The organism is Novacetimonas hansenii JCM 7643 (assembly GCF_000964405.1).
GTDB lineage: Bacteria > Pseudomonadota > Alphaproteobacteria > Acetobacterales > Acetobacteraceae > Novacetimonas > Novacetimonas hansenii.
In genome coordinates, this window is the sequence record NZ_BANE01000353.1 from 13,491 (window position 1) to 26,336 (window position 12,846).

At 61.3% G+C, this 12,846-nt stretch carries 10 protein-coding genes; 7 read left to right on the forward strand and 3 right to left on the reverse strand.

Annotated elements, in window-relative coordinates; translation table 11 throughout:
- Nucleotides 1–552 precede the first annotated feature (552 nt).
- Nucleotides 553–1,506, reverse strand: a complete 954-nt coding sequence (locus B7G66_RS16535) for a GAF domain-containing protein (protein ID WP_003622157.1) — start codon at nucleotides 1,504–1,506, stop codon at nucleotides 553–555.
- 274 nt (nucleotides 1,507–1,780) lie between these two features.
- On the opposite strand from B7G66_RS16535, the gene B7G66_RS16540 reads away from it, so the two are divergent.
- The 6 genes from B7G66_RS16540 to B7G66_RS16565 all read left to right on the forward strand — a co-directional run bounded on the left by B7G66_RS16540 (nucleotide 1,781) and on the right by B7G66_RS16565 (nucleotide 9,573).
- Nucleotides 1,781–2,746, forward strand: coding sequence for a thiamine pyrophosphate-dependent dehydrogenase E1 component subunit alpha (locus tag B7G66_RS16540; protein WP_040511114.1), 966 nt, complete (start codon nucleotides 1,781–1,783; stop codon nucleotides 2,744–2,746).
- Between the two features lie 83 nt (nucleotides 2,747–2,829).
- Nucleotides 2,830–3,858 (forward strand): alpha-ketoacid dehydrogenase subunit beta, encoded by a 1,029-nt coding sequence (locus B7G66_RS16545; protein WP_003622159.1) that lies wholly within the window; start codon nucleotides 2,830–2,832, stop codon nucleotides 3,856–3,858.
- 1 nt (nucleotide 3,859) lies between these two features.
- Nucleotides 3,860–4,996, forward strand: coding sequence for an acetoin dehydrogenase dihydrolipoyllysine-residue acetyltransferase subunit (locus B7G66_RS16550; protein ID WP_003622160.1), 1,137 nt, complete (start codon nucleotides 3,860–3,862; stop codon nucleotides 4,994–4,996).
- A 332-nt stretch (nucleotides 4,997–5,328) separates the two neighbouring features.
- Nucleotides 5,329–6,801 carry a xylulokinase gene (gene xylB, locus B7G66_RS16555; protein WP_003622161.1) on the forward strand — a complete coding sequence of 491 codons (1,473 nt, stop codon included), beginning with the start codon at nucleotides 5,329–5,331 and terminating at the stop codon, nucleotides 6,799–6,801.
- A gap of 218 nt (nucleotides 6,802–7,019) precedes the next feature.
- On the forward strand, nucleotides 7,020–8,111 hold the full coding sequence (locus tag B7G66_RS16560) for an L-dopachrome tautomerase-related protein (protein ID WP_048859422.1): 1,092 nt from the start codon (nucleotides 7,020–7,022) through the stop codon (nucleotides 8,109–8,111).
- Nucleotides 8,112–8,205: 94 nt separating this feature from the next.
- Nucleotides 8,206–9,573 carry a sugar porter family MFS transporter gene (locus B7G66_RS16565; RefSeq protein WP_003622163.1) on the forward strand — a complete coding sequence of 456 codons (1,368 nt, stop codon included), beginning with the start codon at nucleotides 8,206–8,208 and terminating at the stop codon, nucleotides 9,571–9,573.
- 52 nt (nucleotides 9,574–9,625) lie between these two features.
- Here B7G66_RS16565 and B7G66_RS16570 read toward each other — a convergent pair whose 3' ends face one another.
- Nucleotides 9,626–9,955 (reverse strand): hypothetical protein, encoded by a 330-nt coding sequence (locus B7G66_RS16570; protein WP_003622164.1) that lies wholly within the window; start codon nucleotides 9,953–9,955, stop codon nucleotides 9,626–9,628.
- Nucleotides 9,956–10,160: 205 nt separating this feature from the next.
- Entirely contained in the window at nucleotides 10,161–11,564 is a 1,404-nt protein-coding gene (locus B7G66_RS16575) for an amidohydrolase family protein (RefSeq protein WP_003622166.1), read from the reverse strand.
- A 243-nt stretch (nucleotides 11,565–11,807) separates the two neighbouring features.
- Here B7G66_RS16575 and B7G66_RS16580 point away from each other — a divergent pair, with 243 nt between their 5' ends.
- Entirely contained in the window at nucleotides 11,808–12,707 is a 900-nt protein-coding gene (locus tag B7G66_RS16580) for a sulfurtransferase (RefSeq protein ID WP_040511116.1), read from the forward strand.
- Nucleotides 12,708–12,846 lie beyond the last annotated feature (139 nt).

A 12,846-nucleotide genomic window follows, 5' to 3' on the forward strand; every position in this document is an offset into this window, starting at 1 on the left:
ATGAAGCTTTTTGGAAAAAGCTTCACCAAAAACCTTTATAATTTTAGTATGTTATTTGGGTTGACTTCTCAAATAATCTCTTCGACAGAATGCCATATTTTTAAAAGGAAGCGGCCCCTGAAAACTTTTCTTATTTTTTATAAATGGTTTTTAAGGAGTTGTATATTTCAGTCGTTACTTTAACATTCTTGAAATACGATGCTTTTCAATGGTTTCTTGGGAAAATTTTCCGGAAACTTTCATTGTTTCAGTGAGGTGTGAATCCAGAACGTTTCAAACATCATATAAAGTAATGATGGGAATATTTAGGAGTTTTTTTTAAAGAAATCATCTCCATCAGAATTTTTAGTATCCCAAATGATTGCTGATGCTGCCTTTTTTGAACTGCCATTGATGGCTTTTTGTATCGGTTGCAGGGGGCATCAAAAATAATCCTGACATCATCATCAATTTACAAAATCTCGATTCTGATTTTTCCAAAAGATTTGTACAGACCTTTCATGCCCGAACCAGGGGCAGCCCCTGAAAATGTTGGGTATCCCCGGATTGCCGTTAACAGGCCTGCGTGTCCGTGGGGGCCAGCATCCGCATCTTGCGGTGCAGTGTGGATCGGCTGATGCCCAGCATCCGCGCCGCCACCGCCACTTTGCCACGCGCACTTGCCAGGGCGGAGCGGATTGCCATTTTCTGTGCATGACGCAGCTCGCCACCTTCGGCCATGGTGTCCTGCGTGTCGGCAAGAAGGCAGAAATTAAGGTCCTGCGCCGGGGCTATCCCCATATGCGCCCGCGCGGCATGGGTTGCGCCGACCACCACCCGGTCCGAATCCAGTGCAATCATGGGCACCGATCCGTCATGCCCTTCGCCCAGCAGCATGATCGCATGGCCGTGATATCGGTCCATGAAGGCAGTGTGTTCAACCTGCCGCGCCGCCTGCGTCACGATCGCACTGATCAGCGCGGTTTCACGACCATCCTGTGCCGGATGGAACGAACTGGCATTGATTACGCCCGCCACGCGGCCCAGCGCGTCGTGGATGGGCGTCGCGATACAGGCCAGCCCACGCAGGGTGGTGCGCCAGTGCTGTGTGCCATGGACGGCCACCGGCCGCCCTTCGGCCAGGCAGGTGCCGACACCGTTTGTGCCCCCGTGCGTTTCATCCCATACCGCGCCGGGCCACAGGCACCATCGCCGCGACCCCCGCCGGATGGCAGGATCGACCCGGTGCGCCAGCACAACCCCATCCGCATCCGCCAGCAGCGTCGCATATCCCAGCGGTGACAGCATGGTGTGCAGTTGCGCCATCGCCGCCTCCGCATGCCGCAACAGCGCCCCTGACCGCTGGCAGCATTGCCGCAGTTCTGCATCGCATAGCACCTGCGGCATCCACGGTGCGACGGGGTCAAGCGCGTAGTCATGGCCACACCGGCGCCATGAGGCCTCCAGCTCGCCCTGTGTGGGCAGCATGGGCGTTTCATTGGGAACGGGATGGGGAAATGGGGGCATGCGTCGCCTTGTCGTGTAACGGTTGGTATTGTGTAACGGTTGGTACGTGGGTGTCTGGTGCGGTTAATGTCGCCTTAACCCATGGCGAAGTGTCGCGTTTCGCGACACTTCGGACATGGGGCGTCACATGGGCGTGAAAGCGATGCGCCCATGCTTGTTTCAGGCGGCGTGGTGGCGCTGAGGTGCGGATGTGCCCGGTCGCGCCAGATTGCCGCGCATCGGGTGGAGAATGAACGCCATAGACGAACCCATGGCTGGAACAGGGAAGATATCCATGCAAATAGCGCGTGAAACGCTGCTGCGTTCCTATCGTGCGATGCGCACCATCCGCATGTTCGAGGAACGCCTGCATGTCGAGTTCGCAACGGGCGAGATCCCAGGTTTTGTTCACCTGTATTGCGGGGAAGAGGCCTCGGGCGTTGGCGTATGCGCCAACCTGACGGATAACGACACGATCGCCAGCACCCATCGTGGCCACGGCCATTGCATCGCCAAGGGCGTGGGGGTTGCGGGCATGATGGCCGAAATCTATGGCCGCAGCACCGGTGTGTGCCGGGGCAAGGGCGGGTCGATGCATATTGCCGACCTTGGCTGCGGGATGCTGGGCGCCAATGGCATTGTTGGTGGTGGGCCGCCGCTGATCTGTGGCGCGGCATTATCGCACAAGACGCTGCGCAATGGCGCTGTGGCGGTCGCATTCTATGGCGACGGGGCCTCGAACGAGGGATCGACGCTCGAAAGCCTCAATCTCGCATCGGTGTGGAACCTGCCTGCCGTTTTCGTGGTGGAGGATAATGGCTATGGCGAGGCCACGGCCGCGTCCTATGCCTGTGCCGGCACGCAAAAGGCGCGCGCGGCCGCGTTCGGCATGCCCTATTTCGAATGCGACGGATCTGATTTCTTTGCCGTACACCAGGCCTCGGCTGAGGTGATCGCACATGCGCGCGCGGGCAATGGGCCTGCGATGCTGCATGTCCACCTGCAACGCTGGTACGGCCATTTCGAAGGGGACGCGATGACCTATCGCGCCGCGGGCGAGGTGGCGGAGGCCAGGCGCGACCATGACTGTCTCAAGCTGTTCCGTGAACGCGTGACACAGGCCGCCCTGCTGGAGGAGACGGCGCTTGATGAGATCGACGCCGCCGTCGCGGACGAGATCGAAAGCGCGGTCATGCAGGCCAAGGCCGATCCCCTGCCGCAGGAACCGGACCTGCTGGCGGATGTGTATGTGCGGTACTGAACCGGTTGCGCATCGGTGCGGGCAGGCGGGAACGCTCCGCCTGTGACCGCGATATTCGCAACCATTGTCCGAAAGAATGAAGAATGAGCAAGAAAAGCTTTCGACAGGCCATTAACGAGGCGATCCGCCTGGAAATGCGCCGTGACCCGCGTGTCATCCTGATGGGCGAGGACGTGGCCGGTGGCCGTGGTGGCTCTGCCGGGATCAAGGATGCATGGGGCGGCGTGCTGGGCGTGACCAAGGGCCTTTTGGAGGAATTCGGGGAGGACCGCGTCCTCGACACCCCGATTACCGAGGCCTCTTATATTGGCGCGGCGGCAGGGGCGGCGGTGACGGGCCTGCGTCCGGTCGCGGAACTGATGTTCGTGGATTTCGTGGGCTGCTGCCTTGACCAGATCATGAACCAGGCGGCCAAGTTCCGTTACATGTTCGGTGGCAAGGCACGCACGCCGCTGGTGATCCGCGCGATGTATGGCGCGGGGTTCAATGCCGCGGCACAGCACAGCCAGGCGCTGTATCCCCTGTTCACCCATATCCCCGGCCTGAAGGTGGTTGTCCCTTCTTCCCCCTATGAGGCGAAGGGCCTGCTGATTGAGTCGATCCGCGATGACGATCCTGTCATCTTCCTTGAAAACAAGGTGATGTATGACGAAGAAGAAGACGTCCCGGACGAGGCCTATACCATTCCGTTCGGCGAAGCGAACCTGACGCGTGAAGGCAGCGATGTCACGATTGTGGCTTTCGGCCGTATGGTGGGCCTTGCCAATCAGGCGGCGGACCGGCTGGAACGCAAGGGGATCGGCTGTACGGTCATTGATCCGCGCACGACATCGCCGCTGGATCGCGACACGATCTTGGAATGCGTGGCTGATACCGGTCGCCTTGTGATCGTCGATGAATCAAGCCCAAGATGCAACATGGCCACCGACATCGCGGCCCTGGTGGCGGAAGAGGCGTTCGACGCCCTGCGCGCGCCCATCCGCCGTGTCGTGCCGCCCCATACCCCGGTGCCGTTCGCGACGGTGCTTGAAAACCTCTATCTTCCCAGTGTGGAGCGGATAGAAGCGGCCGTCACATCGGTCATGAACGTGCGCGTTACGGAGAAAGCCTGACATGGCAAGTGAGATCACACCCATCACCATGCCCAAATTCGGCCTTGCCATGACAGAGGGGAAGGTCGCGGGCTGGATGATCGCCCCGGGCAAGCCGGTGAAGGCGGGTGACGAACTGGTCGATATCGAGACCTCAAAGATCACCAATTCCTTCGAAAGTCCGGCATCAGGTATCCTGCGCCGGCAGGTTGCACCCAATGGGGAAACTTTGCCGGTCGGCGCGCTGATTGCGGTGGTGGCGGACGCATCGGTGCCGGATACGGAAATCGACGCGTTCATTACCCGTTTTCAGTCGGAATTCGCTGCGAACAACACCTCGGACGAAGGTGCGGAAGCTGCGGTGGAACCAACCCTTGTAACGGTTGGTACGCATACATTGCGCGTGCATGACCTTGGCACGGGGGACGCGACGCCGCTGGTGTTGATCCATGGTTTCGGCGGGGATCTCAAGAACTGGATGCTGAACCATGCGGCGCTGGCGCACGGGCGGCGGGTCATCGCCTTTGACCTGCCGGGCCATGGTGGGTCGTCCAAGGATGTCGGACCGGGAACGCTGGAATTCTTTGCCGATGTCACCGCGCAGATGCTGGATCATTTCAACCTGTCGCGGGTACATGTGATGGGGCATTCGCTGGGTGGCGGGATTGCGTTGACACTGGCGCGCATCGCGCCGGGGCGTGTGGCCTCGCTGTCCCTGATCGCGCCTGCCGGGCTGGGGGCGCAGGTCAACATGACCTTCATCAACGGCTTTATCGAGGCCGACCGCACACGCGCGTTGCAAGATGTGCTGAAGTTCCTCGTGCATGACAAATCGCTGATTGGTCGGCGCATGACCGATGATGTCCTGCGCTATAAACGCCTTGATGGGGCGCAGGCGGCGTTGCAGGCGGTGGCGGCGGCGTGTTTCCCCGGCGGGAAGCAGGGCGACGACCTGCGGCCCGTGCTGACGGGCGGACAGGTGCCGGCAACCCTTCTGTGGGGGGAAGAAGACGAGATCCTGCCCGTTACGGAGGCCGACGGCCTGCCAGAAGCCATTACGCGCCATGTCTTCAGCGGGATCGGGCACATGCCACAACTGGAATGCGCCTCCGATGTAAATGGCATCGTGGAGACGTTCCTTAAACAGCACGATCACTGATACCGCGCGGGTGCGTGCATCCGTCGCCGGTTGCGGGGATGGGGGATACCCCATCCCCGTTTGTGCGTACCCGGCATATGGTGCGTGTAATATTTTAAAATAAACCATTGATGACAAAGCGATAAAACCTTTCGGGCATCGCATTTTCCTGAAAATCCCCACTCTGATGCCCCCTCCCGGTTATGTGTGCGATAACCCGAAGGTGTGTACCGGATGCTTGCCAAGCCGGACCCTGTGTGTTTTCAGTTGGAACAACGCAGAACGGCAAAGCAATACAGGCCGTGCGGGACGGCGCCACATGCGCCGTATCCGACGGTACGGGATAATAATAAATGTTTGTCGGAATTGATCTGGGCACATCGGCCATCAAGGCCGTACTGGTTGATGGCAGTCAGAGTGTGGTGGGTGCGTGTTCGCGTTCCCTGACCATCAGTTCGCCGCATGACGGATGGAACGAACAGGCCCCCGAGGACTGGTGGAATGCGACGCTTGCGGTGCTGGACGCGCTGGCGGCGGCACATCCGCATGAAATGGCGCAGGTGCGCGGCATCGGCCTGTCGGGGCAGCAGCATGGCGCGGTCCTGTTGGGCGATGGCGGGCAGGTGCTGCGTCCGTGCATCTTGTGGAATGACGTGCGCGCGACTGCCGAATGCGATGAATTCGAACGTCGTTTCCCCCAGAGCCGACAGGTGTGCGGCAATGTGGCCATGCCCGGCTTTACCGCGCCAAAGCTGTTATGGGTGGCGCGGCATGAACCCGAGATATTTGCCGCGACGCGTCATGTCCTGCTGCCGAAGGCATGGCTGCGTTATCGCCTGTGCGGGGAGATGATCGAGGATATGTCCGATGCGTCCGGCACGTTGTGGCTGGATGTGGGGCAGCGATGCTGGTCGGATGCGGCATTGGCCGCGACGGGCCTGACACGCCATGCGATGCCCGCGCTGGTGGAAGGGAGCGCACCCGCCGGGCGGATGCATCCCGCCCTTGCGCGGCGATGGGGGATGAAGGATGCCCCCATCCTGGCCGGTGGGGCGGGTGACAATGCCGCCGGTGCCGTGGGGCTGGGCGCGGTGGCCGCAGGTTCGGCGTTTGTGTCGCTGGGGACGTCGGGGGTGTTGTGGGTGACGACGCAGCGTTTCCGCCCGCATCCGCAGGGGGGGATTCACGCATTCTGCCATGCCGTGCCCGGGATGTGGCACCAGATGGGGGTGACATTGTCGGCGGCGTCATCGCTGGCATGGTGGTCGCGCACGACCGGCATTGCTGAAGGCGACCTGCTTGCTGAACTTCCTGAACGGGTGGAACGCCCATCCCCGGTGATTTTCTTGCCGTATCTTTCGGGCGAGCGCACGCCGCATAATGACGGGGCCATCCGGGGGGTGTTCGCGGGCCTGTCGTCGGGCACGACGCGCGCGGACATGACGCAGGCGGTGCTTGAAGGGGTGGCATTTTCGTTTCGCGATGTCGTCGATGTGCTGGCGGATGCGCATTCCCCCCTGACGCAGGCCGATGTGATTGGCGGCGGGTCACGCAGCCGCCTGTGGATTTCGATTATCGCCACGGTCACTGGCGTGTCGCTGCATCGCCTGGCGCATGGGGAGCAGGGCGGTGCGTTCGGCGCGGCACGCCTTGCGCGCCTGGCGGTGACGGGGGAAAGCGTGCGCGATGTCTGCCTTGCGCCCCAACGGGTGGAAACGGTGCATCCCGATGCCGCGCTGTCGGGGGCCTATGATGTGTCGCTTGCACGGTACCGCGCGCTTTATGGTGGTGTGCGTGATGCCATGCGTTATGGGGCCGCGACATAAGCCGCGCCATCACGCCATGTCCTGTGTCGGTTGGCGGATTTCGCGGGCATGAACGGCAGGGTCCGGGCGGCTCCCCCCCCAAGGGTTTTTAATATTTTCAGTATGTTGTCCTGGTCGCAATATGTCGGTGGCAGCTTGGTCCGAGTCAGAGAAAGAATGGAATGCCGGGTATGAACTCTCCGCAGTTTCCCTTACGCCCTTTCCGCCTGTTGCAGGTCATGGCCCTTGCGGGGGGGCTGTGCGTTCCGTTGCAGGCGCAGGCGGGTGACAGTGTGGACCGTGGGTCGATCCCATCGGGCAATATCACCGTCGCCGCGCGTTTTGCCGACATGCAGGCATCGGGCATTGCCGCCCTGCCTGATGGTCGCATCATTCTTAGCTTCCCGCGCAGTGCCGCCGACCATAAGGGGCCGCGCCTCGCGGTGCTCAGCAATGGCAAGCCACAGCCCTTTCCCGATGCGGCGACACAGGCGCGCTTCATTTCGCCACTGGGCATGACGGTGGATGCGACGGGCCGCCTGTGGGTGGTGGACGAAGGGACGGTCGCAGGCGACACGACCCCGCCCCGGCCCGCGCTGCTGGGTATTGATGTGGCAAGCGGGCAGGTCGTTTCCACCATTGCGCTGGGTGCCGGGACGGGGGCCACGCGTGATGACAGCCATGTCAATGACGTGCGTGTGGACATGACGCATGGTGCAAAGGGCACGGCATATGTCAGCGATACCTCCATCGCGGACCATCCTGCGATCATCGTGGTGGATATCGCCACGGGCAAGGCGCGGCGCGTGCTGGAAAATGCGCCCTCCGTCCGGGCCGATCCGGGCTTTGCCATGGAACTTGACGGACAGATGTTGCAGTACAACCCGACCCATCCCGTCATGGGGCAGGGCGGGATTGACGGCCTGACGCTGAGTGCCGATTCCACGCGCCTGTACTGGCAACCCTTGTCAAGCCGCCGCCTGTACAGCGCGCCCACCGCGCTTGTGTCAGATCCAGCCACCACGCCAGCCCAGCTTGGGCAGGCCATTCGTGACGAGGGCGAGACCGCCGTGGTCGATGGCATGGCGACCGCGCCGGACAATGCGCTGTATCTGACCGATATCGAACATCATGCCGTCATCCGGCGCGCCCCGGATGGCCACCTGTCGATGGTTGCCCATGATCCGCGCCTGATTGCGCCCGACAGCATGGCGCTGGTGGGTAATACGTTATGGCTGACGGTGGGGCAGTGGGTGCGCCTGCCGGTTTTCCACGACGGGCATGATATGGAGCAGCGTCCGTGGCTGCTGGTCAAGATTTCCCTGCATTGAGGGCCATGGGCCACATGAACCGCCGGGTCAGGGGCAACACCCTGTCCCGGCCATATGCCGTCAGGCACATGACGCACTGAAAGAAACAAGAATAATGGCGCAAGACACCAAGGCGGCCTCCACCCCCCCGATTGTTGGCCTGATCGCGGCCGTGGCGGCGACGGGGGGGCTTTTGTTCGGTTATGACACGGGCATCATTTCCGCCGCGCTGTTGCAGATTACCAGTGATTTCACGCTCGATACGCTGGGACAGCAGGTCGTGACCTCGGCCATCGTGGCTGGCGCGCTGGGTGGTTGCCTGGTTGCCGCCCCCCTGTCGGACCGGCTGGGGCGGCGTTACATGATCATGCTGGCCGCCCTTGTGTTCATATTCGGCACGCTGGTGGCGTCGTTTTCGCCCGGTGTGTCCCTGCTGGTGTTCGCGCGGTTCATCCTGGGGCTGGCGGTGGGCATGTGTTCGCAGATCGTGCCGGTCTATATCGCCGAAATCGCGCCGCGTGAAAAACGCGGGCAGATGGTGGTCCTGTTCCAGATGGCGGTGGTCGCGGGTATCCTTGCCTCTTTCATCGTGGGATATCTGTTGCAGGACCGTTCTTGGCGGCTGATGTTCGGGTTGGGCGTCGTGCCAGCGGTGATCCTGTTTGTGGGGATGTCGCTGCTGCCGCGCAGCCCGCGTTGGCTGGCGATGAAAGGCAACCTTGAAGGCGCGTTTGAAGTGCTGCAACGCCTGCGCCATGACCCGGCGGTGGCGCGAAGCGAACTTGACTCCATCATCGCCATGCATGACGAGCAGGCGCCATGGTCCGCCCTGTTCCAGCCATGGGTGCGTCCCGCACTGGTGGCCTCGGTCGGGGTGGCCCTGTTCTGTCAGATCACGGGTGTGAATGCTGTGCTGTATTATGCGCCGACGATCTTTGCCGGTGTAGGATTTGGCAAGAGTTCGGCGCTGCTGACCTCCATCGCCATTGGGGTGGCGATGCTGGCCTCCACCACATTCGGCAGTTGGGCCGTCGATGCGTGGGGGCGGCGTACGCTGCTGTTGCGCCTGATCCCTGGAGCTGTGGTGTCGCTGCTGGTGCTGGGCGCGATGTTCGCCATCGGTGCGACACAGGGGATCAATACATGGATCACGGCGGCGGCCGTCGTGTCCTATGCCATCTTCAACGTCGGAAGCCTGTCGGTCGCGGTCTGGCTGGTGGGGGCGGAGGTCTATCCCCTGTCATGCCGCAGCAAGGGAATGAGCCTTGTGGCCGCGACGCACTGGGTGGCGGACCTGGTGGTATCGCTGACGACGCTGTCGCTGGTGCAGGCGTTGGGGGCGGCGGGCACGTTCTGGATGTTTGCCGTGCTGAACCTTGCGGCGTTCCTGTTCGTCCTGCGTTATGTGCCGGAAACGCGTGGACGCTCGCTGGAGGAAATTGAGGTCTCGCTCAAGAACGGTACGTTCAGCAAGATGAAATAATACGCACAGGCTTTGACGGGCGCCCTTTCCCAAGGCGGCGCCCGCATGCAGTTCAGGCTGGCAGCGCCTGCGCGCCCCCTGTGCACAGATCGTCGAACGCGTCGTCAAGCGAACCGTCGGAGACGAAGCAGACAAGTACGTCGTCGCTTTCCTCCGCCACGGCGCGTGCAGGGGTGATGACGCTGTCCCATTCATGACGCAGGGAGTGGACGCGCCCGATCCTGGGGCTGAGGAATTCCCATGACCCGCCTTTGGCGACAGATCCCATCACGGTGGTCAGCAGAAAGATCGCCGGTTGGTCAGGCAGGTCTTCGGGGGGGCGCTTGAACTGGTAAATCGTGCCGGATTTCCCGAATTCGGTGAACGAGTGCCATGGTTCCATTGCAGATATCTCCTCTTCATGTCCCGTCTGCCATATCCTTGGCCATTTTCTTTCAGACAAAAGTGCATGCAACCAATGCGTACGCCCTGATGTGGTTGCCTGTCCGCCTGCCTGCCTGTCCACCTGCTTGTCTGTCTCTGGCGTTCAGGCGGATGTTGTGGCCCGCCGGACATCACCGGGATGTTCATATGTGGGGAAATGTGCCCTATTCGCCATGGACCAGTGGCCCGTCGGTCCTGACCCCACGTTGCCAGACCTGTGCGATCTTGTTGATATCGCCGATATCGTGGTCAGGACGGCCATCCACCACCAGCAGATCAGCCCGCAGCCCCGGTGCGATCAGGCCCCGGTCAGACAGGTGCAGCAGGGCGGCGGCATTGCCTGTCGCAAGCGAGATCGCCTGTAACGGCGTCAGTCCCGCAGCGACCGACAGGTACAGTTCACGATGTTCGGCAAATCCGGGGATACGTGTGGGCATTGCCCCTGAATCCGTGCCGAAACCAACATGAATGCCCGCCCGGTACAGGGTCAGCAGGTTGCGCATGTTCATCGCCAGCGCCGTGTGCGATGCGGCGGTCAGGGGGGCGGCAAGCACCTGTGCCCGCCATCTGGGGTCTGCGAACTGCGCGCGCAGGGCAGGGTCGAGGCCCGCGGCAAGGAACGGGTCATCCAGCCATTCGCGATGTTCGGCAAAGACATAGTTGGCTTCGTCAAGGTCAAGGGTGGCGATATACCATGTGCCGCGTTGTTCCATGCTTTCGATCAGGCCCGTATCCACCGGCTGGTCGCGCACACCGTGGGCAAGGATGTCCACCCCGGCATCCACCAGCGCGCGTGCATCGGACAGGTCATGGATATGGGCCGCCACGCGCCTGTTGCGCAGGTGGGCCTGTGCGATGGCTGCGCGATAGATGTCGGGCGACATCTTTGGCAGGGGTTTTGCCCCCGGCACGCCATTGCGGAAATCATCCACCCACAGCTTGATCAGGTCAGTGCCTTCGTCGGCCATCTTGTTGACTGCGGCGCGGGCCTCGTCAGGGGTGGTGGGGCGAAAGACCTCGTCAGCGGCCAGGTTGAAACGTTTTTGTGGTGGCACGCCATCGGGTGCGCCAATGCCCTGATCCACACCAAACAGGTCCGCCCCCGGATTGCGGCCGGCATGCTGTTCACGGCGCAGTTCGTCAAACAGGGGCGAACGGTTCAGCCCCAGCGCCGTGACCGTCAGCACGCCATAACGTGCATATTGCCGCAGGGCCGTGAGGATATTGGCACGTGTATAATTCTGTGTGCCGTTGGTGGTGCCCGATACCTGCCCCACATGGCTGTGGTCCGAAATCAGTGCAGGCAGGACAGTGCGTCCCGTCATGTCGATGCGGCGTGCATGACGCGGCGCATTGATCTGTGGGCCGACGGATATGATGCGCCCGTCCTCGATCAGGATGGAGGTGTCGGGCCGCGCGGCAGCACCACTTCCGTCAATGACGCAGGCATGTTCCAGCAGGACGGGACGTGCCCGCGCCGCTGCGTCGTGACCGGGGATAAGGGTCATGGCGATGCTGGTGGTAAGGGCCGTGGCGAGGAGGAGGAATTTTCCGGCAGTCCGCATCATGTACGTCCTTCATGGCGGGAGGGTCGAATGTAATAGCAGGCCAACGCATACAGATGCTGTCATGCGGACGCCCGCCAAAACGCATCCATTCACGCAATGCTGTACTGCCTGTCCCCATTATGGAAGGGGGGCATGGTAATGGAGTGTCCCGCCCACATCATGGCGGCACCGTGCCGTGCCGCCTCCATCCGTGTGCTGGTTGCTGATAGTGCTGGGTCTCAGTATTCAACCATGCGGAAAGCGATGATGCCGGCACCTGTCCTTTATTCCCCTGATGATGTTCGCAAACTGATGGCTGGTGGCGACGCCATCCTGATTGATGTGCGCGACGCAAAGGATTACGAGGCCGGACATATTCCCGGCGCGGTCAACATGGCCGATATCTTTACCTATCTTGCCGAAACAACCGAAGGGGGCCTCAGGACGCTTCAGGATACGTTTGCCAACCTGTTTGCCGATTATGGCCTGGATGGGAAAAAGACCGCCATCATTTACGAAGATGCCCTGCATACGCGTTATGGCGCGTCATGCCGGGGATACTGGATACTGCGCTACCTTGGTTATCCCCATGTCGGCATCCTTGATGGCGGGCTGAGCGCGTGGCGCAGGGCAGGCGGTGCGTTCACGACCGAGGTTACGACCCCTGTGCGGACGCAGTTCCCGCTTTCGATCAATGCCGACCTGATGGCCACATACGCGGATGTGCGCGCCGCCCTGGGCTCGGCGACGGTCAGGCTGTTGGACAATCGTGACCGGGTGGAATGGCTGGGCGAAAGCTCGTCGCCCTATGGTATTGATTTCGCGCCACGCAAAGGGCGGATACCCGGCGCGGTATGGATCGAATGGTATGAGTTCATGCATGTCACCGATAACCATGCCTCCTTTCGCACTGCACAGGAAATCCGTGCATTGGCTGCATCGCGGGGCCTGTTTCCCGGTGATGACATCATCATCTACTGTTTCAAGGGCGCCCGCGCGGCCAATACCTATGTCGCGCTGGCCTTGGCCGGGTTCACGCGGCTGCGGATCTATATGGGATCATGGAACGAATGGTCGCGTAATCCGGCACTGCCGATCGAGGACGGATTGCCCAGGGCCGCGGCGCCATATCGTGTGAAGCCAGATGGCGCAGGGGTGGAGTGACAGGGAGGCTTGAAAGAAGAGAGTGTTTGAAAACAACGCGTTGGCAAAAAGTTTTTGGGTGCCGCCTTTTTTTGAAAGGCGGCGTCTTCTGAAGTTTTTTGGAAAAAGCTTCACCAAAAACCTTTATAATTTCAGGATA

Excerpts from the sequence above, each read along its gene's own strand:
- B7G66_RS16535 (WP_003622157.1), bottom strand. The coding sequence starts at position 1,506 with ATGCCCCCATTTCCCCATCCCGTTCCCAATGAAACGCCCATGCTGCCC.
- B7G66_RS16540 (WP_040511114.1), top strand. The coding sequence starts at position 1,781 with ATGCAAATAGCGCGTGAAACGCTGCTGCGTTCCTATCGTGCGATGCGC.
- B7G66_RS16545 (WP_003622159.1), top strand. The coding sequence starts at position 2,830 with ATGAGCAAGAAAAGCTTTCGACAGGCCATTAACGAGGCGATCCGCCTG.
- B7G66_RS16550 (WP_003622160.1), top strand. The coding sequence starts at position 3,860 with ATGGCAAGTGAGATCACACCCATCACCATGCCCAAATTCGGCCTTGCC.
- xylB (WP_003622161.1), top strand. The coding sequence starts at position 5,329 with ATGTTTGTCGGAATTGATCTGGGCACATCGGCCATCAAGGCCGTACTG.
- B7G66_RS16560 (WP_048859422.1), top strand. The coding sequence starts at position 7,020 with ATGGCCCTTGCGGGGGGGCTGTGCGTTCCGTTGCAGGCGCAGGCGGGT.
- B7G66_RS16565 (WP_003622163.1), top strand. The coding sequence starts at position 8,206 with ATGGCGCAAGACACCAAGGCGGCCTCCACCCCCCCGATTGTTGGCCTG.
- B7G66_RS16570 (WP_003622164.1), bottom strand. The coding sequence starts at position 9,955 with ATGGAACCATGGCACTCGTTCACCGAATTCGGGAAATCCGGCACGATT.
- B7G66_RS16575 (WP_003622166.1), bottom strand. The coding sequence starts at position 11,564 with ATGATGCGGACTGCCGGAAAATTCCTCCTCCTCGCCACGGCCCTTACC.
- B7G66_RS16580 (WP_040511116.1), top strand. The coding sequence starts at position 11,808 with ATGATGCCGGCACCTGTCCTTTATTCCCCTGATGATGTTCGCAAACTG.